Source organism: Arthrobacter sp. SW1 (assembly GCF_001766675.1).
Lineage (GTDB): Bacteria > Actinomycetota > Actinomycetes > Actinomycetales > Micrococcaceae > Arthrobacter.
Genome location: NZ_MJLT01000045.1, coordinates 207,420 through 233,622, shown reverse-complemented (window position 1 = coordinate 233,622; position 26,203 = coordinate 207,420). Strand labels below are relative to the sequence as shown.

The 26,203-nt window shown below is 66.1% G+C and carries 30 protein-coding genes; 14 read left to right on the top strand and 16 right to left on the bottom strand.

Annotation, left to right across the window (positions count from 1 at the left end; all coding sequences use genetic code 11):
- Nucleotides 1-109: 109 nt before the first annotated feature.
- From BIU82_RS14500 to BIU82_RS14480, 5 genes are all read left to right on the top strand, one after another.
- Entirely contained in the window at nt 110-838 is a 729-nt protein-coding gene (locus tag BIU82_RS14500) for a CPBP family intramembrane glutamic endopeptidase (RefSeq protein WP_070350154.1), read from the top strand.
- A gap of 78 nt (nt 839-916) precedes the next feature.
- Nucleotides 917-1,357, top strand: a complete 441-nt coding sequence (locus BIU82_RS14495; protein ID WP_070350153.1) for a VOC family protein — start codon at nt 917-919, stop codon at nt 1,355-1,357.
- 22 nt (nt 1,358-1,379) lie between these two features.
- Nucleotides 1,380-2,333 (top strand): 1,4-dihydroxy-2-naphthoyl-CoA synthase, encoded by a 954-nt coding sequence (locus BIU82_RS14490; RefSeq protein WP_070350152.1) that lies wholly within the window; start codon nt 1,380-1,382, stop codon nt 2,331-2,333.
- Between the two features lie 9 nt (nt 2,334-2,342).
- Nucleotides 2,343-3,455 carry an AMP-binding protein gene (locus tag BIU82_RS14485; protein ID WP_070350151.1) on the top strand — a complete coding sequence of 371 codons (1,113 nt, stop codon included), beginning with the start codon at nt 2,343-2,345 and terminating at the stop codon, nt 3,453-3,455.
- Nucleotides 3,456-3,520: 65 nt separating this feature from the next.
- Nucleotides 3,521-4,399, top strand: coding sequence for a 1,4-dihydroxy-2-naphthoate polyprenyltransferase (locus tag BIU82_RS14480; RefSeq protein ID WP_070350150.1), 879 nt, complete (start codon nt 3,521-3,523; stop codon nt 4,397-4,399).
- 81 nt (nt 4,400-4,480) lie between these two features.
- Here BIU82_RS14480 and BIU82_RS14475 read toward each other — a convergent pair whose 3' ends face one another.
- Nucleotides 4,481-4,792 carry a DUF4229 domain-containing protein gene (locus BIU82_RS14475; RefSeq protein ID WP_070350149.1) on the bottom strand — a complete coding sequence of 104 codons (312 nt, stop codon included), beginning with the start codon at nt 4,790-4,792 and terminating at the stop codon, nt 4,481-4,483.
- A gap of 100 nt (nt 4,793-4,892) precedes the next feature.
- Here BIU82_RS14475 and BIU82_RS14470 point away from each other — a divergent pair, with 100 nt between their 5' ends.
- Nucleotides 4,893-5,273, top strand: a complete 381-nt coding sequence (locus tag BIU82_RS14470) for a PLDc N-terminal domain-containing protein (protein WP_070350148.1) — start codon at nt 4,893-4,895, stop codon at nt 5,271-5,273.
- Between the two features lie 77 nt (nt 5,274-5,350).
- Here the strand turns inward: BIU82_RS14470 and ccsB are convergent, their stop codons facing one another.
- Genes ccsB through BIU82_RS14445 form a run of 5 tightly spaced genes read right to left on the bottom strand, consistent with a single transcriptional unit; the run spans nt 5,351 to nt 10,096 of the window.
- A complete protein-coding gene (ccsB, locus tag BIU82_RS14465; RefSeq protein ID WP_070350147.1) occupies nt 5,351-6,370 on the bottom strand; it encodes a c-type cytochrome biogenesis protein CcsB in 1,020 nt (339 codons plus the stop codon).
- A complete protein-coding gene (locus BIU82_RS14460; protein WP_070350146.1) occupies nt 6,370-8,043 on the bottom strand; it encodes a cytochrome c biogenesis protein ResB in 1,674 nt (557 codons plus the stop codon). Before BIU82_RS14460 ends, ccsB begins: the two co-directional genes overlap by 1 nt.
- A complete protein-coding gene (locus tag BIU82_RS14455) occupies nt 8,043-8,798 on the bottom strand; it encodes a cytochrome c biogenesis protein CcdA (protein ID WP_070350145.1) in 756 nt (251 codons plus the stop codon). Before BIU82_RS14455 ends, BIU82_RS14460 begins: the two co-directional genes overlap by 1 nt.
- Nucleotides 8,799-8,813: 15 nt before the next feature.
- A complete protein-coding gene (locus tag BIU82_RS14450) occupies nt 8,814-9,434 on the bottom strand; it encodes a TlpA disulfide reductase family protein (protein ID WP_070350144.1) in 621 nt (206 codons plus the stop codon).
- Nucleotides 9,431-10,096 carry a histidine phosphatase family protein gene (locus BIU82_RS14445; protein ID WP_070350143.1) on the bottom strand — a complete coding sequence of 222 codons (666 nt, stop codon included), beginning with the start codon at nt 10,094-10,096 and terminating at the stop codon, nt 9,431-9,433. Before BIU82_RS14445 ends, BIU82_RS14450 begins: the two co-directional genes overlap by 4 nt.
- A gap of 202 nt (nt 10,097-10,298) precedes the next feature.
- On the opposite strand from BIU82_RS14445, the gene BIU82_RS14440 reads away from it, so the two are divergent.
- The 3 genes from BIU82_RS14440 to BIU82_RS14430 all read left to right on the top strand — a co-directional run bounded on the left by BIU82_RS14440 (nt 10,299) and on the right by BIU82_RS14430 (nt 12,725).
- Nucleotides 10,299-10,847, top strand: coding sequence for a YceI family protein (locus tag BIU82_RS14440; protein ID WP_070350142.1), 549 nt, complete (start codon nt 10,299-10,301; stop codon nt 10,845-10,847).
- Nucleotides 10,848-10,973: 126 nt separating this feature from the next.
- Complete coding sequence (locus tag BIU82_RS19950; RefSeq protein WP_171906556.1) at nt 10,974-11,693, top strand: hypothetical protein; 720 nt, start codon at nt 10,974-10,976, stop codon at nt 11,691-11,693.
- A 186-nt stretch (nt 11,694-11,879) separates the two neighbouring features.
- Complete coding sequence (locus tag BIU82_RS14430) at nt 11,880-12,725, top strand: hypothetical protein (RefSeq protein ID WP_070350140.1); 846 nt, start codon at nt 11,880-11,882, stop codon at nt 12,723-12,725.
- 89 nt (nt 12,726-12,814) lie between these two features.
- Here the strand turns inward: BIU82_RS14430 and BIU82_RS14425 are convergent, their stop codons facing one another.
- Both BIU82_RS14425 and BIU82_RS14420 read right to left on the bottom strand, forming a co-directional pair.
- Nucleotides 12,815-13,510, bottom strand: coding sequence for a redox-sensing transcriptional repressor Rex (locus tag BIU82_RS14425; protein WP_070350139.1), 696 nt, complete (start codon nt 13,508-13,510; stop codon nt 12,815-12,817).
- A gap of 77 nt (nt 13,511-13,587) precedes the next feature.
- A complete protein-coding gene (locus BIU82_RS14420; RefSeq protein ID WP_070350138.1) occupies nt 13,588-13,842 on the bottom strand; it encodes a glutaredoxin family protein in 255 nt (84 codons plus the stop codon).
- Between the two features lie 108 nt (nt 13,843-13,950).
- Between BIU82_RS14420 and BIU82_RS14415 the strand changes: the two genes are divergently transcribed.
- Entirely contained in the window at nt 13,951-14,769 is an 819-nt protein-coding gene (locus BIU82_RS14415; RefSeq protein WP_070350137.1) for an HAD-IB family hydrolase, read from the top strand.
- A gap of 123 nt (nt 14,770-14,892) precedes the next feature.
- Here BIU82_RS14415 and BIU82_RS19395 read toward each other — a convergent pair whose 3' ends face one another.
- The 3 genes from BIU82_RS19395 to BIU82_RS14405 form a co-directional block, all read right to left on the bottom strand.
- Complete coding sequence (locus BIU82_RS19395) at nt 14,893-14,991, bottom strand: AURKAIP1/COX24 domain-containing protein (protein WP_003792170.1); 99 nt, start codon at nt 14,989-14,991, stop codon at nt 14,893-14,895.
- A gap of 157 nt (nt 14,992-15,148) precedes the next feature.
- Nucleotides 15,149-15,361, bottom strand: a complete 213-nt coding sequence (locus BIU82_RS14410; protein ID WP_070350136.1) for a helix-turn-helix domain-containing protein — start codon at nt 15,359-15,361, stop codon at nt 15,149-15,151.
- A 148-nt stretch (nt 15,362-15,509) separates the two neighbouring features.
- Complete coding sequence (locus BIU82_RS14405; RefSeq protein WP_070350135.1) at nt 15,510-16,643, bottom strand: 3-deoxy-7-phosphoheptulonate synthase; 1,134 nt, start codon at nt 16,641-16,643, stop codon at nt 15,510-15,512.
- 348 nt (nt 16,644-16,991) lie between these two features.
- Between BIU82_RS14405 and BIU82_RS14400 the strand changes: the two genes are divergently transcribed.
- Complete coding sequence (locus BIU82_RS14400) at nt 16,992-18,005, top strand: LacI family DNA-binding transcriptional regulator (RefSeq protein WP_070350134.1); 1,014 nt, start codon at nt 16,992-16,994, stop codon at nt 18,003-18,005.
- A 21-nt stretch (nt 18,006-18,026) separates the two neighbouring features.
- On the opposite strand, the gene BIU82_RS14395 is transcribed toward BIU82_RS14400, so the two are convergent.
- A complete protein-coding gene (locus BIU82_RS14395; protein ID WP_070350133.1) occupies nt 18,027-18,728 on the bottom strand; it encodes an FCD domain-containing protein in 702 nt (233 codons plus the stop codon).
- Between the two features lie 77 nt (nt 18,729-18,805).
- Here BIU82_RS14395 and BIU82_RS14390 point away from each other — a divergent pair, with 77 nt between their 5' ends.
- A complete protein-coding gene (locus tag BIU82_RS14390; RefSeq protein ID WP_070350132.1) occupies nt 18,806-20,128 on the top strand; it encodes an alpha-hydroxy acid oxidase in 1,323 nt (440 codons plus the stop codon).
- Between the two features lie 119 nt (nt 20,129-20,247).
- Here BIU82_RS14390 and BIU82_RS14385 read toward each other — a convergent pair whose 3' ends face one another.
- The 4 genes from BIU82_RS14385 to BIU82_RS14370 form a co-directional block, all read right to left on the bottom strand.
- A complete protein-coding gene (locus BIU82_RS14385) occupies nt 20,248-20,904 on the bottom strand; it encodes a GntR family transcriptional regulator (RefSeq protein ID WP_070350131.1) in 657 nt (218 codons plus the stop codon).
- Nucleotides 20,905-21,014: 110 nt separating this feature from the next.
- Entirely contained in the window at nt 21,015-22,010 is a 996-nt protein-coding gene (locus BIU82_RS14380) for a transketolase C-terminal domain-containing protein (protein ID WP_070350130.1), read from the bottom strand.
- On the bottom strand, nt 22,007-22,906 hold the full coding sequence (locus BIU82_RS14375; RefSeq protein ID WP_070350129.1) for a transketolase: 900 nt from the start codon (nt 22,904-22,906) through the stop codon (nt 22,007-22,009). Before BIU82_RS14375 ends, BIU82_RS14380 begins: the two co-directional genes overlap by 4 nt.
- Before the next feature lie 101 nt (nt 22,907-23,007).
- Nucleotides 23,008-24,345: an MFS transporter gene (locus BIU82_RS14370; protein WP_070350128.1), complete on the bottom strand. Its 1,338-nt coding sequence runs from the start codon at nt 24,343-24,345 to the stop codon at nt 23,008-23,010.
- A gap of 202 nt (nt 24,346-24,547) precedes the next feature.
- On the opposite strand from BIU82_RS14370, the gene BIU82_RS14365 reads away from it, so the two are divergent.
- Together BIU82_RS14365 and BIU82_RS14360 are read left to right on the top strand one after the other, a co-directional pair.
- Nucleotides 24,548-25,390: a sugar phosphate isomerase/epimerase gene (locus tag BIU82_RS14365; RefSeq protein ID WP_070350127.1), complete on the top strand. Its 843-nt coding sequence runs from the start codon at nt 24,548-24,550 to the stop codon at nt 25,388-25,390.
- A gap of 27 nt (nt 25,391-25,417) precedes the next feature.
- Nucleotides 25,418-26,191 (top strand): SDR family NAD(P)-dependent oxidoreductase, encoded by a 774-nt coding sequence (locus BIU82_RS14360; protein ID WP_070350126.1) that lies wholly within the window; start codon nt 25,418-25,420, stop codon nt 26,189-26,191.
- The last annotated feature ends 12 nt before the right edge of the window (nt 26,192-26,203 follow it).

The window sequence follows — 26,203 nt, the reverse complement described above, 5'->3', positions numbered from 1 at the left end:
TTGTAGCGAAAGGCCGGAAAACGCCGCAACGGCTGGGCCCACGGCGCCCGGGTTCCCTGACCGGAGCGCAGCGGAGGTCAGGGGGGCGCCGGGGAATACGCTTAGTCACATGGGCACTATTCCGCCTCCCGGCAGGCTGTACCGTTTCACCGGCCTGGATGCCGTGGCCGCCGGCCTCTACCTCGGCCTGATGTTCTTCGCGGCCTTCGCAGGCCAACTCATTGCCCCGCTGCTGAGCGAGATCATGCCGACGCAGGCCGCAGCCTCCTATGCCGTCAATCTCGTTTTCTATTCCTCCATAGGAATATTCGCGCTCGTGGCCGCCTGGTCCGTGCTGGCCCGCGACACCAGGATCCTCGCCACCCGGCCGTGGTTCACGCTCGCGATGGTGCCGGCCGCCGTCGTCGTCATGCTGGTCTTCACGGCGATCGTGGTGGCAGCCACCGGCCAGGCACGTCCTTCGGAAAACCAACTGAGCCTCCAGTCCCTGATCCAAGGCGTCCCCGCGTGGCTTGTGGTCCCGTTGCTCGTTGTCATCGGTCCTTTCGTGGAGGAATACATCTTCCGGCACCTCTTGATCGGCAAGCTGTCCGGGCGGCTCAACATCTGGCTCTGCTGCGCACTGTCCATCGTGCTCTTTGCCGGTATCCACGTCTTCAGCAATGAAGGCCTGTCAGTTTCCGCCATGGTGCCGTACCTCGCGATGGGCTCGGTGCTGGTGGCCGTGTACGTCTGGACCGGAATGAACCTGGCCTTTTCGTTCCTTGTCCATGCCGGCAAAAACCTCCTGGCCGTGCTGCTGATCTACGCGATTCCGCCGGAATTCTTCGGCGCCTGAACCACTCCTCACCCAATCCGGACCGGAAGTGTCCGCATATGGCTTCCGGACCGGCCGCCGTCGTCATAGTTTCGAGTCATGGCACTCAACATCCAGGTCGTCGTCGACTGCAAAAACCCGCACACGCTCGCCGATTGGTGGGCCGAAACCCTGGGCTGGGGCGTGGAGCCCCAGGACGAAGGCTTCATCCGCTCCATGCTCGATCAGGGATACGCCACCGAAGAACAGACCACGAAGCACAACGGCAAGCTGGTGTGGAAGGACGGCTGCGCCATCCGGCCGCCCGAGGAACTGGAGTCGCGCGCCCCTGAGCGGCGGATCCTCTTCCAGACCTCGCCGGACGGGAAAACCGTCAAGAACCGCGTGCACTGGGATGTGCGGCTGGACGGCCGGGACAAGGACGAGGTCCGGGCCGAACTGGAGGCCCGCGGCGCCAAGCACCTGTGGACCGCAAGCCAGGGACCGCACGAGTGGCACACCATGGCGGACCCGGAAGGCAACGAGTTCTGCATCAGCTGAGGCGGTCACTAAACTCGTCAGGGTGAGCAACGACTTCCCCGCCAAGGTTTCCGACGTCTTCGACCCCTCGCGCTGGCGCACAGTGTCAGGTTTCGACGACTTCCAGGACATGACGTACCACCGCCAGGTGGAACGCGCGGCGGATGGCAGCATCATCCGCGACCTCCCCACGGTGCGCATCGCGTTCAACCGCCCGGAAGTCCGCAACGCCTTCCGGCCCGGCACCGTGGACGAGCTCTACCGCGCCATGGACCACGCCCGGATGACCCCGGACGTCGCCACCGTGCTACTCACGGGCAATGGCCCCTCCCCCAAGGACGGGGGCCATTCCTTCTGCTCAGGCGGCGACCAGCGGATCCGCGGGCGGGACGGCTACCGCTATGCCGACGGCGAGACCCAGGAAACCATCGATCCCGCCCGCGCGGGGCGACTGCACATCCTGGAAGTCCAACGGCTCATGCGCACCATGCCCAAGGTGGTCATCGCCGTCGTCAACGGCTGGGCCGCCGGCGGCGGGCACTCGCTGCACGTCGTCTCGGACCTCACCATCGCTTCCCGCCAGCACGGCAAGTTCAAGCAGACGGACGCCACGGTGGGCAGCTTCGACGCCGGCTACGGTTCGGCGCTGCTCGCCCGGCAGATCGGCCAGAAGGCCGCGCGCGAAATCTTCTTCCTGGCCCGCGAATATTCCGCTGAGGACATGGTCCGCATGGGCGCGGTGAACGAGGCCGTGGATCATGAACGGCTCGAGGAAGTCGCCCTGGAGTACGCAGCGGATATCGCCCGCCAGTCGCCACAGGCGATCCGCATGCTCAAGTTCGCCTTCAACCTGGCCGACGACGGCCTGGCCGGTCAGCAGGTCTTCGCCGGCGAAGCCACCCGCCTTGCCTACATGACAGACGAGGCCGTGGAGGGCAAGGAAGCGTTCCTGCAGAAGCGCGATCCCGACTGGTCCGCCTTCCCCTACTACTTCTAGGAGCCGTCCGTGGACGAGATCCTGAAGGCCCTCGCCGCTGCCCTGCACGGTGAAGGCCCCGCCGTCGAAATTTCCGTTGACGGCAACGGCACGGCCACCGCGGTTCCGGTGGAAACGCCTTTCGAGGACGCCGCCGTGGTGGTCCGCACTTCGGGATCCACCGGCACGCCGAAGGCCACCGTTCTCACGGTCGACGCCCTCGCGGCATCGTCCATGGCCACCGCCATCGCCCTGCGCGGGGAGGGCCAGTGGCTGCTCGCCCTGCCGCTGCAGTATGTGGCCGGGGTCCAGGTACTGGTCCGGTCTTTGTTCGCTGGGACGCGCCCCTGGGCGATGGACTTTTCCGGCGGTTTCACCCCGGAAGCCTTCACCGCCGCCGCCGGCGAACTGACCGACAAGGTCCGCTTCACTTCCCTGGTGCCCACCCAGTTGCAGCGCCTGCTGGATGCGCCATCGCCTGAGACTCTCGCGGCCCTGTGCCGCTTCAACGCCATCCTGCTGGGCGGCGCCCCGGCGCCTGCCGGACTGCTGGATGCCGCCCGCGAAGCCGGGCTGCGCGTGGTCACCACGTACGGCTCAGCCGAAACGTGCGGCGGGTGTGTGTACGACGGCGAGCCGCTGGACGGCGTCGAGGTCCGGATCGACGGCGACGGCCGCGTCCTGCTGGGCGGCGCCACCATCGCGGCGGGCTACCTGGACGCCCCGGACGCGGAGGACTTCTTCGAGGAGGACAGCGTCCGCTGGTACCGCACCGGCGATCTCGGCGAGCTCTCCCCCGACGGCCGGCTGACGGTCCTCGGCCGGGCCGACGACGTCATCATCACCGGAGGCGTGAAGGTTTCCGCCGCGCACGTGCAGGCCGAGCTCGAAAAGCTCGACGGCGTCGCCGCGGCTTTCGTGACGGGCGTTCCGTCCGCGGAATGGGGCCAGGCCGTGGCCGCGTATGTGGCGGGACCCGCCCCACAAGATCCGGATCGGATCCTCAACGCCGCCCGCGCCGTCCTCGGCCCGCTGGCGCCCAAGACCGTCCTGGCCGCAAGCGAACTGATCATGCTGCCCAACGGGAAACCGGACCGCGTGGCCATGGCTGGGCTGCTCGGCGAACGCCATCAGGCAGAATAGACAAGTTCACCGCTTCCACCGCCGGTACACCCGGCCCCACCGCGAAACAACACGAGGTACAACACGTGGCAACAGCTGCACAATGGATCCAAGGCGCCCGGCCGCGCACCCTGCCGGCGGCGATCGCCCCGGTGCTGATCGGCACCGCGGCTGCCTACGAGTTGCAGTCGTTCCGTCCCCTCAATGCGGTCCTCGCCGCCCTCGTGGCCCTGCTGCTGCAGATCGGCGTCAACTACGCCAACGACTACTCGGACGGCATCCGCGGAACCGACGAGGAACGGGTCGGCCCGCTGCGCCTGGTGGGTTCCGGGGCCGCCCCCGCCCGGCACGTGAAGTGGGCAGCGTTCGGCGCCTTCGGCCTGGCCATGCTGGTGGGCCTTGTACTGGTGATCATCACGCAGGCCTGGTGGCTGATCCTCGTGGGCCTGGGCTGCGTCCTCTCCGCCTGGGGTTACACCGGCGGCAAGAACCCGTACGGCTACATGGGCCTGGGCGATGTGTTCGTCTTCGTGTTCTTCGGGCTCGTGGCTACGCTTGGCACCACATACACCCAGGCCGGGCAGATCAGCCTTCCCGCAGTGATCGGGGCCATCGGCACCGGCCTGATCGCGTGCGCGCTCCTCATGGCCAACAACGTGCGGGACATTCCGACGGACACCGTGGCCGGCAAGAAAACCCTGGCCGTGCGGCTTGGCGATAAGCATGCCCGCGAAAGCTACGTGCTGATGCTGGCCCTGGCCATCCTGCTGGTCGTGGTCCTGGCCCCCACCAAGCCGTGGATGCTGATCGTCCTGCTGCTCATTCCGGCCTGCCTGACGCCCGCCTGGCTCATGGTCAACGGCAAGCGCAAGAGCCTCATTCCGGTCCTCAAGCAGACCGGCCTGATCAACCTGGGCTACAGCCTGCTCTTCTCGCTGGGCCTGGTGCTGAGCGTAGGTTTCTGAGCTGCAGCAAAAATCCCCGGCTTCCGGACTTTTCCGCACCGCGTTCGGCGGTGAAAAGTCCGGAGGCCGGGGATTTCCTGTTTAGAGCTCGTTCTTGGGGCGGCGGTCGTTCTCGACCCGCACGTCCGGGTTCTCGTCCACCAGCCGGTCCTCGGCGTCGGCGTCGGCCACCTCGCCCGCCGAACGCAGCGGCTTGGCCCGCCCGGAAAAGCGTTCCCGCATGGCCGCGGTGGCGGCGTCGCGCTGCTTCTGGAAGAAGAGGTAGCTGATGGCGAAAGCGATCAGCCCTGCAAAGACCACGGCCAGGACGGCGCCGGTCTGCAGGTAGAGGAACAGCACGAACAGGGGCACGAACAGCGCCAGGCGGATCAGGGAGTACTTGAGGAAAGCCACGGATCAAGTTTAGTCGCTGGGCGGCTGGCCGGATTCCACGGCCCCCGGAGGCGCAGGCGACGGACTCCGGAGAGCCGCTGCGGTGACTAGACTTGATGGTATGCCCCGGGTAATCGCAATCATCCTCATCCTGCTGGTCTTCGTGTACGGGCTGGTGGATCTGATCCGCACGGATGGCCGTTACGTCCGGGGAATTTCCAAGCCCGCCTGGGTGGTGGTGATGCTGGTGCTTCCGGTCCTGGGTGCCATCCTCTGGTTCTTCTTCGGCCGTCCCTACGGCGGGCGGACCGCGCAGCAGAACACCCCGGTCCACCCCACGGCCCCCGACGACGATCCCGAGTTCCTGCGCAATCTGGACATCAAGCGCCGCAACCAGAGCGAGGCGGAGCGCCTGCGGAAGCTCCGGGAAGAACTTGAGGAAAAGGAACGCAAGCTCAAGGGCGAATCAACGTCCGATGACAACGACGGCAGCAACGCGTAAACAGACGAAAAACAATGAGGGCGGCAGTCATGCGACTGCCGCCCTCATTCGTATCCGGGGCTGCGCCCAGGAACCCTTTACGTCAGGCCCGAGTACGAGTGCAGGCCGTTGAAGAACTGGTTCACGATCGTGAAGTTGAAGATCACGCACAGGTAGCCCACGATCGACAACCAGGCCGCGCGGGTACCGGTCCAGCCGCGGGTGGCGCGGGCGTGCAGGTAGCCGGCGTAGACCACCCAGATCACGAAGGTCCACACTTCCTTGGTGTCCCAGCCCCAGAAGCGGCCCCACGCCTTCTCGGCCCAGATGGCGCCGAACATCAGGGTGAAGGTCCAGCCCACGAAGGCCACGGTGTTGATCCGGTAGGACAGGTTCTCCAGGCTCAGGGCGTCAGGCACCAGGCGCATGAAGCCGAGCTTGTCCGCCCCGCCCGCTGCCAGGGTCTTCTGCCGGTGCGACTGGACCAGCTGCAGGGCGGACATGGCGAAGGTCAGGGTGAACAGCGCCGAGGACAGCACGGCGATGGACACGTGGATCACCAGCCAGTAGCTCTGCAGTGCAGGAACCAGGTGGCCCACGGGGGTCCAGTAAGCGACGGACGCCGCCACCAGCATGATCACCACGAGGCCGATCACGAAGGTGCCCAGGAAGCGCAGGTCCCGCCCGATCAGGGCAAGCAGGAAGACCACCACGGCCACGAAGGCACCCGTGGTGAGGAATTCGTACATGTTGCCCCACGGCACGCGCCCGGCGCCGATGGCTCGGGTGATCACGCCGGCGCCGTGGATCAGGGCGCCAAGGATGGTCAGGGCCACGGCCACGCGGGCGGGGGCACGGCGTTCGGCGGCGTACCGCATGTCGGCGCCGGCAGTGCGTCCGCCCGCTGAGGCTGCGGCGGGAAGCTGTTCGGAACCGGAAACGCCGACGGCGACAGGAACCTTCGCGGCGGCAGCCGCCTTCAGGTCGACCGCGCGCAGCGTCTTGCTGCTCTTGGCCAGGTCCCAGGCGAAGGCGACGAACGCCACCGTGTACGTGCCTGCGGCCAGGAGCATGAACAGCTCGCTGTACTGGCCCATGGTTTCGTTGATGGGGAACATTACCGGTCCTTAGTGGTTGTCGAGGCGACGGTGTCGGAAGCAGCGGGCTCGGTGGGGAGCTGCCACTCGCGCTGCAGCAGTTCGCGGATGGCGGCGGATTCTCCGGCAAGGCGGTGGTCCTCGCCGCGGGCCAGGAGGCCGTATTCCACCATGGTGCGGCCGTCCTCGTGGGTTCCTGTGCGGACCCAGACGCGGCGGCGGTTCAGGTAGAGGGACACCACCAGGCCGGCGACGGCGAGCAGCGCGAAGAAGAGGGCACTCACCTGGCCCGGGTTGTGGTGGATGTCCACGCCCACGTACTTCTTGATGCCGTCAAAGCTGATGCTGCCCTTGCCGTCCGGCAGCGTGTACGTCTTCCCGGGTACCAGGGTGATGCCCTTGGCGGGGAGGTCGCGGCCGTTGAGCTGGGTGAGGTCCTTGACGTCGAGTTCGAAGACGTTCTGCGGGGTGCCCTTGTCCAGGCCGAGGTCGCCGTAGTACGAGTTCAGGCTGAGCTGCGGGTTGATCAGTTCGGGGTCCCCGCTGAAGGACACTCCCTGCTCGGTGACGAAGGCGGTGGGCAGGAAGAACCCGGCGAAGCCCAGCTGCTCCGGCTTGGCGTCCGGAACCTTGATGACCACCGAGGAGTAGTAGTTGTCGCCCTGCAGTTTGGCCACCACGGGCCCCTGCAGCGCGATGTTGCCATTGCCGTCGCGCACCGTGACCACCGGAGCGTAACCGTTGCCGGTGAGGTAGATGCTGGTGCCGCCGAGGGTCACGGGGTCGTTGACCTTGAGCACCTTCTTTTCGGCGGGCGCGCCGGGGTTTTCCTTGGTGGTGACCTGCGCGGTGAAGTCGATCGGCTGGCCGAAGTGCGCCGGCGATTCGCGGTCGAACTTCACGTCGAACTTGTCCAGTTGGATGGAGTACGGCTGCAGCCAGCTGCTCTGGAAGTTGGTGCCTGGGCTGAACTGGTCGTAGCCCACCAGCGTGTTCACGAAGGTGTCGCCTTCCACCAGGATGCGCTGGCCGCTGTAGCCGAACAGTCCGCCGATGGCCACGGAGACCAGCACGCCGATCAGCGAGGTGTGGAAGACCAGGTTGCCGACTTCCTTCATGAAGCCGCGCTCGGCACCCAGGGACGGCCGTTCGCCGTCGACGTCCCGCACCTCCACGCGGTAGCCGCGCTTCTTCAGCAGCGCGGCGGCATCGGTGATGGCGCGCGACGCCGGGATCCCGGCGTCGGCGGGTACCACCAGGGTGCCGTACTCCGGAAGGCGGGACAGCCGCTTGGGGGTCCGCGGCGGCTGGGAGCGCATCGCCTTGTAGTGCGCGATGGCGCGCGGCGTCACGCAGCCGATCAGCGAGATGAAAAGCAGCAGGTAGATGGCGGAGAACCAGGCCGAAGAGTAGACGTCGTACAGCTGGAGGGCGTCCAGGATCTGCCCGTAGTCCGGGTGGTCCTTGATGTACTGCGTGACGACGGCCGGGTTGGCAGGGCGCTGCGGGAACAGGGAGCCCGGGACGGCGGCCACGGCCAGCAGGAGGAGCAGGAACAGCGCGGTGCGCATGCTGGTCAGCTGGGTCCAGGCCCAACGGAGCATGCCCTTGAAACCGAGCGCGGGCAGCGCAGCGCTGGCCTTGGCGTCCTCGACGGACTTGGATTTGTTGGTGTCTTCCACAGGCTCGCTCATCAGATCGGCAACTTCACATCGGTTTGGAACCAGTACTGCAGCCCGGTGACCCAGGCACCCCACACTCCGCTGGCCATCAGGATTCCGAGCAGGATCAGGATGGCGCCACCGATCCGCTGGATGGCCAGGCGATGCTTGCGGAAGAAGGACATCACTCCGGCCCCGCGGCGCACGGCGAGGGCGATCAGCAGGAACGGCACGCCCAGGCCCAGGCTGTACACGAAGGCAAGGAAGGCGCCCTTGGCCGCGGAGGACCCGCCGGACAGGCTCAGCAACTGCACGGCCGAGTAGGTGGGTCCGATGCAGGGAGCCCAGCCGAGGCCGAAGGTGATGCCCAGCAGCGGCGCACCCCAGAGGCCCGCCGGCGGTTTGGCGTGGATTTTAGCGTCGCGCTGCAGCCAGCTGAAACCACCCATGAAGACAACGCCCATGATGATCACCAGGACGCCCAGCAGCTGGGTGATCCAGGCGTTCTGCGGCCCGCTGATGAACGTTCCGAGTTGCCCGAAGGCGCCGCCGAGCAGCACGAAAATCAGGGAGAAGCCGAGCACGAAGAGGCCGATACCGGCCAGCATGCGGCCGCGCCGCTGCTTCTGGAGGTCGACGCCGGTCAGCCCGGTGACGTAGCCCAGGTACCCGGGCACGAGGGGCAGGACGCACGGGGACAGGAAGGAGACGAGCCCCGCCAGCAGCGCCACCGGGATGGCGAGCAGGAGGGAACCGTTGAGGATGGTCTCCGCGAAGGGGCTGTTCACGTTTGTCCGGCCGCCCTACTCGGCTGCTGCCGAAGTAATGAGGGCCTTGAGGGTGCCCTTCTCGATCTCGCCGAGCACGCGGGAGGCAACCCTGCCTTCCTTGTCCAGGACCAGGGTGGTGGGCACGGCATTGGGCGGGACGAGGCCGGTCACCGAGAGGAGCACGGCGCCGTCCTTGTCGTTGAAGCTGGGATAGGTCACGTTGAAGGACTTCTCGAAGGCCTCGGCAGTGGCTTTCTCGTCGCGCAGGTTGACCCCGAAGAACTGCACGCCCTTGGCCTTGAAATCCTGGTGCAGGCCCTCGAGGATGGGCGCCTCCACCCGGCACGGAGCACACGCGGCGAACCAGAAGTTCAGCACGGTGACTTTGCCGAGGAGGTCCTCCGCTTTCACCTGCGTGCCGTTGAACAAGGTGCCGTTGATCTGCATCGGAGCCGAGCGCTGGTCCTTGGCGAACTCCGTGACGGAGCCGTCACCGGCGATGTAGTTCTTGTTGTCGCCTTTGCGCACCTGGTCCGACAGGCCGCCGGACTCCGGCGCGCAGGCGGAAAGCCCGACGGTCAGGGCGGCGAGGGCCGCTCCCCCGCCCGCAAGGAAACGCCGGCGCGAAGTGGTGTTGTTGTCAGGCAATGTCATGCTCCAGGAGTGCTTGCGGCGCCGGGCAGCAGTGCTGCGGCAGGCTCGCTGTAGTCGACCCGCACGAGGCCGCCGTCGGCGTCGAACACCAGGGACGTCAGGGACGTCAGGGTGCACTCGCGCTTGCGCGGGTCATGCCACAGGCGGCGCCCTTCGGCGCTGCGGCGGGTGGCGTAAATGGGCAGCTGGTGGCTCACCAGGATCGCTTCGGCACCTTCGCCGCCACGCTCGACGGCGGTCTTCCGGGCATCCTCGATCGCCGCACGCATGCGGGCGACCTGCTGGGTGTACGGTTCCCCCCACGACGGGCGAAGGGGATTGCGGAAATGGAACCAGTGCTTGGGCTTGAGGAACTCCGAGGGGCGGGCATGCAGCCCTTCGAAGTGGTTTTCAGCCTCGATGATCCGGGGATCCGTGTGGATCTCAAGGCCCAGGGCCTCGGCGCTGGGCTGGGCTGTTTCCTGGGCCCGGGTGAGCGGCGACGCCACCAGGTGGACGATTTTCGCCCCGTCCGCCACGCGTGCCTCGAAGTGCTCTGCGAGGACGCGGGCCATCTCCCGTCCGCGCTCGGACAGGTGGAATTCGGGCAGCCTGCCATACAGGACGCCGTCGGGGTTATGTACCTCGCCATGGCGGAGCAGATGGACAGTTGCGTGGGGCATGTCTACCAGTTTCTCAAAGAGGGTGGGCAATCAGAAAATCTTCTACGCCACGTAGAACTGATGGTTTACGAAAAATGTTCCCCGAGTTGGAATAAAAGATGCATTTGCATGTTTATACTGGATGCAAGATCGGTTGATGATTCAAGTAACCATCGGCCGAGCGGAAGTTTTCCATCCTGAGCTACTCCAAGGAGCACACGCCATGACCCTCCCCGCCAACGTCACCACCGGCACCTGGACCCTCGACAACTCGCACAGCGAAATCGGCTTCACCGTCCGCCACGCGGGCATCAGCAAGGTCCGCGGCCAGTTCACCCAGGCCGAAGCCACGCTGGAACTGGCCGAGAGCCTGGCCGACTCCAAGGTCAACGCCACCATCCAGACCTCCAGCTTCGACTCCGGCGACGTGAACCGCGACGGCCACGTCAAGGGCGAGGATTTCTTCGACGTCGAGAAGTTCCCGGAGATCACCTTCGCTTCCCGCCACATCAAGGCCAACGGCGACAGCTTCGACCTGGTGGGCGACCTCACCATCAAGGGCGTCACCAAGGAGGTCTCCATCGAGACCGAGTTCAACGGTGTGGCCGTGGACCCCTTCGGCAACACCCGCGCCGGCGTGTCCGGCGAGACCACCATCAGCCGCAAGGACTTCGGCCTGACCTGGAACGCCGTGCTGGAAGCCGGCGGCGTGCTGGTCAGCGACAAGGTTGTCATCAACCTCGAACTGGCCTTCATCGCCCCGGCCGCCTAAGGCGGATTACCTCTTCGAAGCGGCGCTTCACGGGCTGCCTGCGACCCTGTAGGCACCCGGAAGCGCCGCTTTTTCTTTGCCGGAATTTCCCTAGGCAACCTTCAACCTCAGGTCTACAGTGATGCCATGAGTAACCCAAACGAAGTTCCTCAGCCTCAGCAGCCAGCACAACCGTCCCAACCCGGCGACGTTCCACCCGCCGGCTACCAACCTCCGCAGGGCACGCCGCAGCCTCCCGGATACCAGCCACCGCCGAGCTACCAAGCACCGCCCAGCTACCAGGCGCCACCCAGCTACCAGGCGCCACCCAGCTACCAGACCGCACCCGGCCAGCAGGGCGCCGCAGGTGAAGGCTTCCATTTCGAAATGCCCACCGACGGCCCCAAGTCCTTCGACGACATCATGCCCAAGGGCGGATTCTCCGGCATGTTCAATGTGGCCGGCATGCCCACCGAGCTCAAGGTCTCCTACTGGATCTGGTTGATCGGCGGCTTCCTGGGCATCCTCACCGGAGTGATCGGGCTCTTCGGAACCTTGGCGTTCTTCGCGGTCCTGCCCGGACTCGCCGCAGTCCTGCTGATCCTTGTCCTCGTCTCCCTGGTCCTCGCCGCCGCCCAGGTGATCCTGGCCATGAAGATGAAGGAAGGCAAGGAGTGGGCGCGGCTCGCCCTGACCGTCCTGGTCGGCGTCGGCCTGGTCTTGTCCATCATCAGTTCGGCGAGTGCCGGCGACCTGGGCGGTGGAGGCGGCGGCTGGTTCGGCTTCATCGTGGGCCTGGCCGCGGCCGTCCTCATGTGGCTCCCGAATTCGCAGGCGTGGTTCAAGTCCGTGAAGGGCACCGCCTGACCCGGCATCACTGCATAGATGGCCGCGGACCCGCACGGGTTCCGCGGCCTTTCGCTTGCCGGGAAACTGCTGGGAATCCGCTCAGGGCGTCCACCGCCGGGGTACGGTGGACTTAAGCCATGCTGGGGGCAGCGGTATTTGCCGACCCGGCAACCACGTCCGCAGTCGACCACGCAAAGGAATGCCATGAGCAACCTTCCGCACCCGCCCGCCGGTTCCGGCGACAACCCCGGGTCCGAACCGAACAAGCCCGAGGAACCCCGCTACGGCCAGAACCCGCCGCAGTACGGGCAGAATCCGCCGCAATACGGGCAGAACCCTCCCAGCTTTGGCCAGCAGCCGTCCGCTCCGCAGTACGGGCAGAACCCGCCCAGTTACGGCCAGCAGCCACAGTACGGCGAGGGCGCACCGTCCTACGGCCAGCCGCCGGCTCCGCAGTATGGCCAGCCCCAGCCGGGCCAGTCCCAGTACGGACAGGCTCCTTATGGCCAGTCCCCGTATGGCCAGTCCCAGTCCGGCCAGGGTGGCTGGCCCAGCCAGCAGCCTGCCGCCACGTCCGGCGTCCCGCAGCTGGTGAACATCTCCTTCTGGCTCATCCTCGCCGCAGGCGTGCTGAACCTCGTAGGAATCCCGGTGGGGCTGGCCATGATTAATTCGCCTGACTTCACCGAGATGATGAACGAAGCGATGGAAGCCCAGGGCGGCAACCCCGGCATCGACATGGAGAGCTTCCGCGGTGTCATGGCCACCATCCTTGTGGTCTTCTCCCTGATCTTCGCCGGGCTTTACGCCTTGGTGGCCTTCGGGGTCCGCAAGGGCAAGAACTGGGCACGCATCCTGGGCACCGTCTTCGCTGGCATCTCGCTGCTGGGCCTGGGCAGCGGCGGCATCGGCATCGTGACCATCCTCCTGGGCGTCGCCGCGATCGTGCTGCTTTACCTGCCGGCCTCGGCACCGTACTTCCGCAAGGTCCAGCCTTTCGCGAACCCGTATGGCCAAGGCCCGTTCAACCAGGGCCCTTACGGCCGCTAAGCAACAGACGCCGCTAACAGCACGGCCGCTTAGCCGGCCAAGCAGGACGCAACAAACGCGGGCGCAGTCCCGGCCGCCGTCGGAAAGTATCAGACGGCTCGGCCCGGGGTCTGCGCCCGTTGTGCGTGGTAGGCGAGGATCTGCAGTTCGGTGGCCATGTCCACCTTCCGCAGGTTCACATGCGGCGGGACCTGGAGCAGCACGGGGGCGAAGCTGAGGATGCTGCGGATCCCGGCCTTGATGACCCGGTTGCACACGTCCTGGGCAACGGTGGCGGGCAGCGCCAGCACCACCATGTTGGTTCCAGTGCGTTCCAGCACCTGTTCGAGGTTCGCGGCGTCGCTGACCCGAAGCCAGCCCACTTCGTTCCCGACCACCATCGGATCGGCGTCGAGGATGGCAACCACATCAAAGCCGCGCGATTGGAAGCCGCCGTACCTGGCCAAAGCCTTGCCGAGGTTGCCGGCGCCCACGATGGCGACTTTCCAGTCGTGGGTCAGGCCGAGCGCCGCGGCGATGTGCCGGCTCAGGTACTGCACCTCGTAGCCCACACCGCGTGTTCCGTAGGAGCCCACATACGAAAGGTCCTTGCGGAGCGTGGATGAACTGACGCCGGAGGCCTCGGCCAGCGCGTCGGAGGAGACCCGTTCCACGCCTTCGCCCAGGAGGGAGTTCAGCGCGCGCAGGTAAAGCGTCATCCGGGCCACGGCCGCAGGCGGAATCTGCTTGGCAGCAGAATCCTGCCCGCCCGGCGTGGGCTCGGCGGATGGTTCCAGCGCAGTCACGGTCTCTCCATTGTCTTGCTTTGTGGTCCCACTCTATTGCGGCGTTCCCGCAGTCAACAAAGCCGTGCGGGTCGCACTCAGGACGCGATCGCCTTCTGCAACAGCCGGGTGAGCCGTGCTTCGTCGATCTTCCAGAAGTCGCGCTGGATGCCGTCCACCAGCACCACGGGGATCTCTTCCGCGTAACGTTCCCGCAGTTCCGGGTCGCCTTCGATCGAGGTCTCGCGCCATTGTAGGCCCAGCCCGGAGGTGACGCGTTCGACGGCGTCGCGCGCCGCGGCGCACAGGTGGCAGTCGGTTTTGGTGAGGAGGACGACGTCGGGATTCGGCATGGTTCAAAGGTAGCCCGCCCGGTGGTGCGGCGTCGAAGCGCGCACGACGCGGCACCGCGGCCGGCGCCCGGCACCGCGTCAGGCGGGGCGATTGATTAGACTCATGGCATGCCCGACGAGAAGAACGCCGCTGTGGCCACCGCGCCCGCTGCGAAGCAGCACCACGGCGAAGCAGCATTCTTCGACGTCGACAACACCCTCATGCGGGGCGCCAGCCTTTTCCATGTGGCACGCAAAATGTACGAGCGCAAGGCCTTCACCCTTGCCCAGGCCGCCGGTTTCGCGTGGAAGCAGTTCAAGTTCGTGCTCCGCGGGGAAAACATGGACGATGTCCACGCCGTCCGCGATTCCGCCTTGGTCCTTGCCGCGGGCATCAAGGTGTCCGAGGTCGAGGAGCTCGGCGAGGAAGTCTACGACGAGATGATCGAGTCCCGGATCTGGCCTGGCACCAAGGCCTTGGCCGAGCAGCACCTGCGGGTGGGCCGCAAGGTCTGGCTCGTCACGGCGACGCCGATCGAAGTCGCGAGGGTCATCTCCACCCGGCTGGGACTCACTGGCGCCCTGGGCACCGTGGGCGAGATCGAAGACGGCGCCTACACCGGCAGGCTGGTAGGCGACATCCTGCACGGGCCCGCAAAGGCCGTGGCCGTCAAGCAGGTCGCAGAAGAAGAAGGCCTGGACCTGGAACGCTGCTGGGCGTACAGCGATTCACACAACGACATTCCGCTGCTCACCCTGGTGGGCCATCCCGTCTGCATCAACCCGGACTCCGCCCTGCGCCGCCACGCACGGGAGAACAACTGGCCCGTCTATGACTTCCGCTCCGGCCGGCGCGCTGCAACGCTCGGGCTCAAGGCCGCAACCGTCGGCGGCGCGGTATACGGACTGTGGCGCGGCTTCAGCAGGTTCCGCGGCCCGCGGGTCTAGCCGCCGGGCGCAGGCACCGCCGTCGGGCCTCCAACCGGATTCAGCCGCCGCCGTCGAACCCTGCACGCAAAAATGCCCGCCGCCTCGGGGAGGCGACGGGCATTCACGCTTGTGGAAGTATTCCTACTTCTTGTTGCGGCGCTGGTGGCGGGTCTTGCGAAGCAGCTTACGGTGCTTCTTCTTGGCCATACGCTTGCGGCGCTTCTTAATAACTGAACCCACGAAAGTTCCTTAGCAAATAAGTGAAGGTCCCGGCTGCGGCACGGGAGCTGTGAGGCCCCGCAACAGACGGATTCTTACATTGACGTAAAACGTTCCTTAACAGGGTACCGCCTCGGAGGAGTACCCCGTGACCGCAGCCCCGAAAGGGAACATGGTGTCAGGCGGTTTCCGATCGACCATCGACCACGGCACCCTTGAGGTACTGGGCCACGGCTTCCTCGGGCACCCGGAATGACCGGCCGAAGCGGACGGCGGGCATTTCACCGGAATGGACCAGGCGGTACACGGTCATTTTGGAAACCCGGAGAACCTCGGCCACCTCGGCCACGGTCATGAATCGCGCATTCGAGAAGTTGGTCTCTGCGGACATTCTCCATATTCCTTTGCTCTCAGCTGGACAAGGACAGCCCCAGCGTCCATGACTGCGGCGTTCCGATGCTGAGCCATCAACAACCATGTGCTAGATACTTTAGAGGCTGCTGTGGCCAATGTGAAAGTCCCGCCCGCCACATCCGGGCTCAGCCGGCAGCCACCTCGCGGCGCTTACGGGCCGATGCCGCAAGCTGTTCGAGCACCGACGCGGTGACATCCCATTCCATGCACGCATCCGTAACGCTCTGGCCGTAAATCAGGTCCTGGTCTCCTGCGAGCTGCCGTTCTACGTCGAGGTTCTGGGCGCCGCCCACCAGGAAGCTTTCCAGCATGACGCCGGCAACCGGCGAGGCGGGATCGGCTTCGAGCTGCGCACCGATTTCCAGCGCAACCTCGGCCTGCCGGTGGTGGCTCTTGCCGCTGTTGGCGTGGCTGGCATCCACGATCAGGCGCGGGTTCAGGCCCTTGGCGGAGAGCTTCTCGGACGCGGCGGCCACATCGTCCGCGGAGTAGTTGGGCCCCTTGCGCCCGCCGCGGAGGATCACGTGCGTGTCCGGGTTGCCGGCGGTGGCGACGAGGGCGGCGCGGCCGTCGCTGTCGATGCCGAGGAAGGCCTGGGGTGCCGCCGATGCGCCGCAGGCGTCGATCGCTACCTGGAGGTCGCCGTCGGTGCCGTTCTTGAAGCCGATCGGCATGGACAGGCCGGAAGCGAGCTGGCGGTGGATCTGGCTTTCGGTGGTGCGGGCACCGATGGCGCCCCAGGCCACCAGGTCCGCCATGTATTGCGGGCTGATCGGCTCCAGGAACTCGGTGGCCGTGGGCAGGCCGAGCTCGGTGACCTGCTGCAGGAACCCGCGGGCTGTCCGCAGGCCGAGCGCGATGTCGTGGCTGCCGTCCAGGTGCGGATCGTTGATCAGGCCCTTCCACCCCACCGTGGTGCGCGGCTTTTCGAAGTAGGCCCGCATGACCACCAGGAGATCTTCCTTGTGCTTTTCGGCCTGGCTGACCAGCCGGCGGGCGTATTCCAGGCCGGCCTTGGGATCGTGGATGGAGCACGGACCGACGATCACCAGCAGGCGGTCGTCGACGCCGTCCATGACCGCGCGGATTTCGTCACGGCCGCGTTCGACGACGGCAGCGGCCTTGGCGCTGAGCGGCAGTTCCGCGAGGACTTCCTGCGGAGCGGGCAGCGGTTCGAAGCGGCTCACCCGCAGGTTCGACGTCGGACGGGCATCCTGCACGGATTCGAGCGAGGTGGGGTTTTCGGCAATGCTGGTCATTTTTTCGGGTCCTGTTCCGGAAGCGGAGCGGGCCCTCGACAGAACCCGCCGGATATGGCGAAGGGCAGAGAATCATCTCTGCCCTGTTGGCTCTGAAGGAAAGTTGGATGCGTGTCAGTTAGACGCGGGCCCCTCCAGAGCCAACGAAAAATACGCATACCAACGGTTAGTCATGCAGACACCATAGCCACGCGTCCTGACGCTCCGCAAATCGCCCGTTCCGCGTCACGTGCCGCAATTCAAGGACACGAGCAAGAAAACGGTTCCCCGGAATCGCTAGACTCAGCGCCAGGAGAAATCGCCGGCCGCGCGCAGGCGGCACGGGCAGGCCAGAACACGAAGGAAGCCATGGCAGATCGGAGCATTCGGCGGCGCGTCGGCATCGGAGACGTTGCCGCACGGGCCGGAGTTTCGCACGCCACCGTTTCGCGCGTCATGAACGGCAACACTACGGTGAACGCCGCGATCGCCGCCCGTGTGCAGGCAGCCGCAGCCGAGCTCAAGTACAAGCCGAACCCCGCAGGCCGCAGCCTTGCGCTCGGCAAGACCGAAACCATCGGCATCGTGGTCCCGGACCTCGCCAACCCCACCTTCCAGTCGATCCTGCGGGACGTCAGCATCGCCGCAGCCCGCGACGGCTACCGCGTGCTGATCGCGGACTCTTCCGAAGTCTCCAGCGAGGAAGCGATCCTGGCGGGTGAGGCCCGGCGGCGCTGTGACGGCGTCGTACTTTGCGCCCCGCGCATGAGCCAGGAGGAACTGGAGGAACTGGCCCCCACGCTGCATCCGCTGGTGCTGATCAACCGCACCACCGAAAAGTCCACCACGCCCAGCCTGGTGGTGGATTACGGGGACGGAATCCAGAAGCTCGGCGCCCACCTGGTGGAGCTGGGACACCGCAGGATCGCGTACCTGACGGGTCCGGAACGCAGCGCCTCGAACGTACAGCGCCTGCGCGGCCTGGAACAGTTCGTACAGGACTATCCGGACGTCGAACTGCAGTTCATCCCGGGCGGAAACACCTACGACGCCGGCAATGAAGCAAGCGATGCCGTGGCCTCCTGCGGCGCCACCGGAATCCTGGTGTTCAATGACGTGGCGGCCATGGGCCTGCTGCACGGACTGAGCGAACGCGGGATCCGCGTCCCCGAAGACCTGTCGATCACCGGATACGACGACATGCCGTTTGCCCGCTACACCATGCCGGGATTGACGACGGCGGCCGTGCCGATCGCCCAGTTGGGCAGCCTCGCCTGGCGCCGGATGCGTGAGCACATCCAGAGGTCCGACGCCGAGTCCCCAACCGACCACTTCGAGCCGCACCTGGAGATCCGCGGCAGCACCGCCCCGCCGAAGGTTTAGGGCCTTGGCCCGCCGGGGCGCTTAGTGCGGAGCCGCGAGTCCGGCTTCGCGGTAGAAGCCCTCGATATGGGCCGCGACCAGCGTGGCCGCCGCTGCGCCGTCGCCGGCGTTGACTGCGTCGAGGATGGCCCGGTGCTCTGCGCGCAGCCTGGCGGACGTGGCGTTCCAATCCGGCAGCTTCCGCGTCAGCTCCGCGGCATAGCCCTCGATTGCGTCCCGCAGCGAGGCCATCATGGCACTCACTACGGTGTTGCCGGCGGCTTCGGCCAGGGCAAGGTGGAAGCGCACATCGAGGGCAAGGAAATCCTCCGGGCCCTCCGTGGAGTCAATCCCCCCGTCCATCCGGTCCAGGAGGTCCGCAGCTTCGGCGAGGGCCGGCGAATCCACCTGCGCACGGGAAACCGCCCAGGATTCGAGCAGCACCCGGGTCTCCACGATGTCCGCCACGGGAAAGTGCCGGGTGGCGGCGTGCAAGCGGAGGGCCGAACCAAGGGCTGCCGCGGGATCGGCGATGACCACGGTGCCCGCGTCCTTGCCCGAACCGACCCCGGCGCGGACGACGCCCATGGCTTCGAGGATCCGGATGGCCTCGCGCACCGAGGTGCGGGACACCTCGAGCTGTTCGGCGAGTGCCCGTTCGGCCGGGAGCCTGCCGCCGAGCATCAGGGCACCGTCCGAAAACTGCTTCTCGATCCAGCCCAGCACCAGTTCATGGGTTCGCATACCGGAATACTACTTGATGTGGTCAGACCACATCGAATACAGTGTGGTCCAACCACACGCCCAGTCTTGGAGGAACCATGACGCAGACCATCCAGCCGGCCGCCACGGACGAAAGCACCGGGGCCGGAACCGCATCCACGGCACCCCGGCCCACTTCCGCCGTCGTGATTCCACCGGCACTCAAGCGCCGCATCCCCAAGTACGCGGACCTGGCCCCGCTGATGCAGTTCAAGAAACCGGAGTTCAGCAACGCCGCCCGGCTCAAGCGTGCCTCCACCGTCTGGGAGCTGCGGGACATCGCCAAGCGCCGCACCCCGCAGGCACCCTTCGACTACACGGACGGCGCCGCCGAAGCCGAAATCACGCTGCGGCGCGCACGGCAGGCCTTCCAGGACGTCGAGTTCCGGCCGGGAATCCTGCGGGACGTCTCCAACATCGACCTCAGCACGGACATCCTCGGCAAGGAATCCCGGCTGCCCTTCGGCATCGCGCCCACGGGCTTCACCCGCATGATGCAGTCCGAGGGCGAATACGCCGGCTCCCAGGCAGCCGAAGCCGCGGGCATCCCGTACACCTTGTCCACCATGGGCACCGCCTCGATCGAAGACGTCGCGGCAGCTGCCCCGCACGGGCGCAACTGGTTCCAGCTGTACCTGTGGACGGACCGGGAACGTTCGCTGGAACTGATAGAACGCGCCGCGGCGGCGGGCAACGATACCCTCATGGTCACGGTGGACACCGCCGTCGCCGGAGCGCGCCTGCGGGACGTCCGCAACGGCATGACCATTCCCCCGGCTCTGACGCTCAAGACCGTGCTCGACGCGTCCTACCGCCCGGCCTGGTGGTTCAACTTCCTCACCCACGAGCCGCTGACCTTTGCCTCGCTCTCCCGCTACACCGGCACGGTGGCCGAACTCATCAACTCCATGTTCGATCCCACCCTGACCTTCGAAGACCTCGACTGGCTGCGGGAAACCTGGAAGGGAAAGCTGGTGGTCAAGGGCATCCAGACGGTGGAGGACGCCGCAAAGGTGGTGGACCACGGCGCTGACGGCGTGGTGGTTTCGAACCACGGCGGCCGCCAGCTGGACCGCGCGCCCATCCCCCTGCACCTGCTCCCGGAAGTCTCCGCCGCCGTCAAGACCCTCAACCCGGAGGCCGCGGTCATCCTGGACACCGGCATCATGAGCGGCGCGGACATCATCGCGGCACTGGCACTCGGCGCCGACTTCACGCTGATCGGCCGCGCCTACCTGTACGGGCTCATGGCCGGCGGGCGCGCGGGTGTGGACCGCACCATCGAAATCCTGGAAAAGGACATGGCACGCACCATGGCGCTGCTCGGCGTGACGAAGGTATCCGAGCTCGGCCCGGAGCATGTGCGGCTGCTGAACAAGTAGGCGATGGCCGAGTAACCGGTGATCGAGCCTGTCGAGATCCAGGTCTCGACAAGCTCGACCACCACTCGACAAGCTCGATCACCAGAATCCAGGTCTCGACAGGCTCGACCGCCGGCTGGCTAGGCGATCAGGTTTTCCGCGGCGCCGCTCATGTGGTCGATGAGGGTTTCGCGGGCCTTGGCGGCGTCGCCGGTTTCGATCGCTGCCACGATGTCGTGGTGTCGGCCCACGCTCATGTTCTTCACGGCCTTCTCGCGGCCCGCGTACATGATGGACATCCGAATGGAGCCCTCCAGCGATTCCCAGGAATGCAGGAGGGTTTCGTTGCCGGACAGCCGGCAAAGGGTGCGGTGGAAATCGAGGTCGGATTCGATCCGCTCCTCCAGCGCTCCTGCGGCGGCCTTTTCCATCTGCCCGACGGCGGTGCGCAGCTCGGCGAGTGCGGCCTCCTTGTCGGGGAGCTCGCACAGCGTCCGGGCAGCGAGCGATTCGAGGACCCCGCGCACCGCGAAGATATCCCGGATCTCCTTGATGTCGAGGTGGCGGACCGACAGGCGGCCGCGGGCCCCGGCAGACACCAGGCCTTCCTGCTGCAGCTGCCGCAGGGCTTCCCGCAAGGTACCGCGGCTGATCTGCAGCATGTCTGACAGTTCGGTTTCGACGAGGTGCCGTCCGGGCTCAAGCTCACCGGTGGTGATGGCGCGCCGGAGGGCGATCAGGGCCTGCTCCCGGAGGCTCATCTTTTCAAGTCCTAGCAGGGATGCTGTTGTGGCCATGGCTACCTCGATGTCAATGGTCGACTGCCTACAGTCGGCGTTTAACTGTTGATACTACGGCAGAAGTGCGGGGCCGGTACGTCCGACCCCGCACTTCTGTTTGCGTCCGTTCAGCCGAGCTCGGCCAGGACCTTTGCGACGATCCGGTCCACCGAGAGGCCGTAGCGTTCGTGCAGCGTGGGCAGCGCTCCGGCGTCGAGGAACTGGTCCGGAAGAGCAACGGGAACCACCCGTTTGCCGAGCCCTGCCGTCACGACGGCGGAGGCGACGATTTCGAACAATCCACCCACCACCGTGTGGTTCTCCAAGGTGACGGCGAGCCGGTCCGTGTTGATTTCGGCCAGCACCGTTTCGGCATCGAAGGGCTTGATGGTGGGCGTGTGGACCACCGCGACGTCAACGTTGTGCTTGGCGAGGGCATCGGCCGCCTGGAGCGCGCGCATCGTCATCAGGCCGGACGACACGAACACCACATCGTTGCCGCCGCGCAGCACCTTGGCCTTGCCGAGTTCGAAGGTGTAGTCGTACTCATCCAGGACGGTGGGGACGTTGCCGCGCAACAGCCGCAGGTAGGTGGGTCCTTCGGAGGCCGCCAGCTGCGGAACGGCCTGTTCGATGTCCACCGAATCGCAGGGATCCACGATGGTCAGGTTCGGCATGCCGCGGAAAATGGCCATGTCCTCGGTGGCCTGGTGGCTTGGACCATAGCCGGTGGTCAGACCAGGCAGGCCGCCCACGATGTTCACGTTGAGGTTCGGTTCCGCAATGTCCAGGCACAGGAAATCGTAGGCCCGCCGCGCCGCGAAGACCGAGTAGGTGGACGCGAAAGGCACCAACCCGGTTTCCGCCATTCCGGCCGCGGCGCCGAACAGGAGCTGTTCGGCCATACCCATCTGGAAGAAGCGCTCCGGGAAGGCCTTGGCGAAGATGTGCATGTCCGTGTACTTGCCGAGGTCCGCGGTGAGTCCGACAATCCGCGAATCTGTCTCGGCCGCCTTGGCCAGGGCGTGGCCGAACGGGGCGGACGTGGTTTTCTGGCCCGGATCGGCGAAGGACGCGATCATCGCCGAGGTCTTCAATTTGGGCTTGGTGGTGGTGGCGCTCATGCTGAAGCCGTCCCTTCGTATCCTGCGGTGAGCTGCTCGCGGCAGATCTGCCATTCGTGTTCTTCGATGCGCATGAAGTGCGCCTTTTCCCGGTTTTCCAGCAGCGGCACGCCCCGTCCCACCCTGGTGTCACACAGGATCACCGAGGGCCGGCCGACGGCCGCCGAGCGGGAGGCGATGTTGTCGAACGCGGCCAGCAGCGCGCCGGCGTCGTTCCCGTCCACGCGCTGCGTGTACCAGCCGAAGGCTTCCCACTTTTCGGTCACCGGTTCGGTGCGCAGCACTGTGTCCGTGGCACCGTCCGCCTGGAGAGCGTTGATGTCGACGACGGCGGTGAGCTTGCCGAGCTGGTGGTGATGCGCACCCATAGCCGCTTCCCAGGTGGAACCTTCGTCCAGTTCGCCGTCGGACAGGAAATTGATGATCCGGCTGTCCGAGCCCTGGGCGCGCAGGCCGAGGGCCATGCCGACGGCGATGGTGAGCCCGTGACCGAGGGATCCGCCGGAGATTTCCATGCCCGGGGTGTAGGTGGACATGCCGGACATCGGGAGCCGTGAATCGTCCGAACCATAGGTTTCGAGTTCCTCCACCGGCACGATCCCCGCCTCCGCAAGTGCCGCATAGTGGCCGATCGCGTAATGGCCGGTGGAGAGCAGGAACCGGTCCCTACCCTCCCAATGCGGATCGTCCGCACGGAAGCGCAGTTGATCACCGTAAACAGCGGCGAGGATGTCAGCTGCCCCGAGGGCCTGGCCGACGTAGCCCTGGCCCTGGACCTCGCCCATGTTCAGGGCGTGGTGGCGCATGCGGTAGGCGGCGGCACGGATGCTGCTGATGCGTTCCGGGGCCGGCGCGGAAGCAGTGGCCTCGGAGGCGTCAAGGGATGAGAGAGTCATGGGAAGTCCTTCCGCAGCCGGGCACACCGAGGGGGAGCACCCGGCGGCTGTGGATGTACTGCGATGGTTGTCAGGCGTATTTGGATGTCAGTGGTGCCAGGTCAGGCGTCTACCGGCTGGGGAGTTTTCCCGGCGGCTTCTTCGGCGAGCTCCCGCTCGCGCGGGCCCCAGGTTTCCTTGGTGACAATGGCAGCCCACAGTCCGATGGCTCCGTACACGCTGAACAGGAGCGCCGGGCCCATCCAGCCGAAGCTGACAAAGAGCAAGGTGGTGATGAACGGCGTGAAGCCGGAGACCATCGCGGAGATCTGGTACGCCAGGGAGGCGCCAGAGGAACGGGTCTTGGCTTGGAACAGTTCGGGGAACCAGGCGCCCTGCGCTCCGGCCAGGGAGTTCTGGCAGACTGCGTAGGCGATCACGATCGTGGCGATGATGAGGAAGAAGAGCCCGGTGTTGACCAGCAGGAACATCGGAATGCCGAAGGCTACGGCGAATGCCGTGGACCAGACATACACGGTGCGGCGTCCGACCCTGTCCGTGAGCTTGCCCCATGAATAGGTGGCCACAATGCCGATGGCGGCGGCGATGCACAGCGCCACGAGGGTCTGGGTCTTGTCCGCGAGCTGGGTGCTGTGCAGGTAGGAAATCATGTAGGTAACGGAGACGGCGTAGCCCGCGGTTTCCGCGATACGCAGGCCGATGCCGCGCAGGATGTTCCGCCAATCGGTCTTGATGACTTCGGCAATGGGCGACTTCACGATGTCGCCCTTGCTCTTCACGTCCTCGAAGACCGGCGACTCCGGCACCTTGGAGCGGATGACGAGGCCGACGGCCACCAGGACGATGCTCGCGAGGAACGGCACACGCCAGGCCCATTCGCTGCCAAGGCCCACGCTGCTAAGGAACACCAGGTTGGCCAGGAGCAAGCCCACCGGGAAGCCGGCCTGCACGATTCCCGTGAACTGGCCCTTCTTCTTCCAGGGTGCGTGCTCGTAGCTCATGAGGATGGCACCGCCCCATTCGGCACCGAAGGCCAGGCCTTGGATGATGCGCACGATCACCAGCAGGGTGGGGGCGAGCAGGCCCACCTGGGCGTAGGTGGGCAGGAGGCCGATGGCGAAAGTGGCCAGGCCCATGAGGATCAGGGATGCAACCAGCACGGGCTTACGGCCGAGCTTGTCGCCCAGGTGCCCGCCGATGATGCCGCCCAGGGGGCGTGCCGCGAAGCCGACGCCGAGGGTTGCGAAAGAGGCGAGGGTTCCGGTGACAGGATCGGCGCCCGGGAAGAAGGCCGTGCCGAAGTACAGGGCGGCGGCGGTGCCGAACCCGATGAAGTCGTAGGTTTCAATGACGGCGCCGACGCCCGAACCTACCGCAACGCGCTTGGCTTCCTTGGTTCCGTGGACCGGACCCCGCATGCTCAGAGCTTCATTGCTCATGTGTTCTTTCCCTTTCGATGAGTGCGATGCTTGCCGGCACCCCACTGTCGACAGTCAACATAATACGCCAAGTGTGACCTGCCGCACTATCAATGTCAACAGTCAACTCTAAAGGTTGACTGTTGACAGTCGGCAAATCTAGAGTGGTCCGCATCACGCGCCCATGCTTGGGCAGGGCGCACGACTCAAGGAATCAATGACGATGTTCCATCCACGACTGGGCTGCTCCTCCATCAGCTTCCGGCACCAGGAATTGCCGGAGGCACTGCGCACCATCGCAAGCCTCGGCTTCGAGGAAATCGACCTCGGCGCCCTCCCCGGCGTCTGCGACCATGTGCCGTACGGACTGGACGCCCAGGCAGTCGAGGCGGTCGCCGCCGTCGTGCGGGAATCGGGGCTGCGCGTCCGTTCGGTGAACGGCGACATCGGGGACCTGAACGCAGTGCTCGACGCCGGAGCGCGGGACGCGCGCGAACGGCACCTTGGGATGCTGCTCGCCCTTGCCTCGGAAATCGGGGCGAAAGCGCTGGTCCTGCCCTGCGGGGCACTCGACCACACCCCCATCAGGAGCCTGGAAGCGGATCTCGACACCGTGGCCGAGCAGCTCAGCCATGCTGCCGGGCGGGCGACCGAGTACGGCGCGGAACTCTGGACAGAATCCCTGCACTACTTCCGGCTCTGCTGGAACACGGAGCGCGCGCAACTGCTCGCGGACCGTCTCGCTGGATCCGGCGTCGGAGTCGTCATGGACTTCAGCCACATCGTGGCGTCCGGCGGCGATCCCGTGGACTTCGTTGGCCGCTTCGCGGACCGTATCACCCACGTGCACCTGCGGGACGCCGAGCCTGCGGATGTAACCCGGCCGGGCAACATCAACCTCAGCATCGGCAACGGGGCGGCCGACTTCGGAGCCGGGCTCGCCGCCCTCCGGACCGCCGGCTATACCGGGCATTTCTCGCTCGAACTGGAAACCCGCGACGTCACCCACGGGGAACGCCCCGCGGCAGCGGCCAAGGCTGCCAGCGTCATCACTGACCTCATCTAGAACCTTCACAACCATCCAAGGAGCACCATGACCAGCACCCAGCGCACCGCCGTCCTCACCGGAGCCACCTCCGAACGCGGCATCGGCCTGACCACCGCCCGCCGCTATGCCCGCGAAGGCTGGGGCATCGCCATCCTGGACCTCGACGGCGAGAAGTCCGCCAAGGTCGCCGCCGAGATCGCCAACGAATTCAACGTTCCGGCTTTCGGCTATGAAATCGACGTCGCCAGCGAAGCCTCCGTCGCCGCCGCCCAGGCAGCCGTCGCCGCCGAGGTGTCTGCCGGGAACCTGCCTCCGGTCGGCGCCTTGGCGAACATCGCCGGTATCACCTCCCCGGTCCCGTTCCTTGAAACCACCCTTGAGCTGTGGCACAAGGTCATGGACGTCAACGCCACCGGCACCTACCTGGTGACCAAGGCCTTCCTGCCGGACATGATTGCCAACGGCTGGGGCCGGATCGTGAATATGTCCTCCGTCTCCGCCCAGCGCGGTGGCGGCGTGTTCGGCAAGGTTCCCTACTCTGCCGCCAAGGCCGCGATCCTGGGCTTCACCAAGGCCCTCGCCCGTGAAATCGGCGGCACCGGAGTGACGGTCAACGCCATCACTCCCGGCGCCGTGGATACCAACATCCGCGTGGGCAGCACCCAGGAGCAGGAAGACGCCATCAACGCCGGCATCCCGTTGGGCCGCAACGCCACCACGGAGGAAGTCGCCGCCGTCATCACCTTCCTGTCCTCAGAGGACTCGGCCTACCTGACCGGCACCACCATCGACATCAACGGCGGCAGCCACATTCACTAGTCCGCCCCGTTC

Excerpts from the sequence above, each read along its gene's own strand:
- BIU82_RS14405 (WP_070350135.1), bottom strand. The coding sequence starts at position 16,643 with ATGACCAGCATTGCCGAAAACCCCACCTCGCTCGAATCCGTGCAGGAT.
- BIU82_RS14445 (WP_070350143.1), bottom strand. The coding sequence starts at position 10,096 with ATGCCCCACGCAACTGTCCATCTGCTCCGCCATGGCGAGGTACATAAC.
- ccsB (WP_070350147.1), bottom strand. The coding sequence starts at position 6,370 with ATGTTCCCCATCAACGAAACCATGGGCCAGTACAGCGAGCTGTTCATG.
- BIU82_RS14360 (WP_070350126.1), top strand. The coding sequence starts at position 25,418 with ATGACCAGCACCCAGCGCACCGCCGTCCTCACCGGAGCCACCTCCGAA.
- BIU82_RS14380 (WP_070350130.1), bottom strand. The coding sequence starts at position 22,010 with ATGAGCGCCACCACCACCAAGCCCAAATTGAAGACCTCGGCGATGATC.
- BIU82_RS14470 (WP_070350148.1), top strand. The coding sequence starts at position 4,893 with ATGCCCCGGGTAATCGCAATCATCCTCATCCTGCTGGTCTTCGTGTAC.
- BIU82_RS14495 (WP_070350153.1), top strand. The coding sequence starts at position 917 with ATGGCACTCAACATCCAGGTCGTCGTCGACTGCAAAAACCCGCACACG.
- BIU82_RS14400 (WP_070350134.1), top strand. The coding sequence starts at position 16,992 with ATGGCAGATCGGAGCATTCGGCGGCGCGTCGGCATCGGAGACGTTGCC.
- BIU82_RS14390 (WP_070350132.1), top strand. The coding sequence starts at position 18,806 with ATGACGCAGACCATCCAGCCGGCCGCCACGGACGAAAGCACCGGGGCC.
- BIU82_RS14440 (WP_070350142.1), top strand. The coding sequence starts at position 10,299 with ATGACCCTCCCCGCCAACGTCACCACCGGCACCTGGACCCTCGACAAC.
- BIU82_RS14420 (WP_070350138.1), bottom strand. The coding sequence starts at position 13,842 with ATGCCGAATCCCGACGTCGTCCTCCTCACCAAAACCGACTGCCACCTG.
- BIU82_RS14450 (WP_070350144.1), bottom strand. The coding sequence starts at position 9,434 with ATGACATTGCCTGACAACAACACCACTTCGCGCCGGCGTTTCCTTGCG.
- BIU82_RS14460 (WP_070350146.1), bottom strand. The coding sequence starts at position 8,043 with ATGAGCGAGCCTGTGGAAGACACCAACAAATCCAAGTCCGTCGAGGAC.
- BIU82_RS14500 (WP_070350154.1), top strand. The coding sequence starts at position 110 with ATGGGCACTATTCCGCCTCCCGGCAGGCTGTACCGTTTCACCGGCCTG.
- BIU82_RS19950 (WP_171906556.1), top strand. The coding sequence starts at position 10,974 with ATGAGTAACCCAAACGAAGTTCCTCAGCCTCAGCAGCCAGCACAACCG.
- BIU82_RS14370 (WP_070350128.1), bottom strand. The coding sequence starts at position 24,345 with ATGAGCAATGAAGCTCTGAGCATGCGGGGTCCGGTCCACGGAACCAAG.
- BIU82_RS14385 (WP_070350131.1), bottom strand. The coding sequence starts at position 20,904 with ATGGCCACAACAGCATCCCTGCTAGGACTTGAAAAGATGAGCCTCCGG.
- BIU82_RS14410 (WP_070350136.1), bottom strand. The coding sequence starts at position 15,361 with ATGTCCGCAGAGACCAACTTCTCGAATGCGCGATTCATGACCGTGGCC.
- BIU82_RS14365 (WP_070350127.1), top strand. The coding sequence starts at position 24,548 with ATGTTCCATCCACGACTGGGCTGCTCCTCCATCAGCTTCCGGCACCAG.
- BIU82_RS14415 (WP_070350137.1), top strand. The coding sequence starts at position 13,951 with ATGCCCGACGAGAAGAACGCCGCTGTGGCCACCGCGCCCGCTGCGAAG.
- BIU82_RS14375 (WP_070350129.1), bottom strand. The coding sequence starts at position 22,906 with ATGACTCTCTCATCCCTTGACGCCTCCGAGGCCACTGCTTCCGCGCCG.
- BIU82_RS14395 (WP_070350133.1), bottom strand. The coding sequence starts at position 18,728 with ATGCGAACCCATGAACTGGTGCTGGGCTGGATCGAGAAGCAGTTTTCG.
- BIU82_RS14430 (WP_070350140.1), top strand. The coding sequence starts at position 11,880 with ATGAGCAACCTTCCGCACCCGCCCGCCGGTTCCGGCGACAACCCCGGG.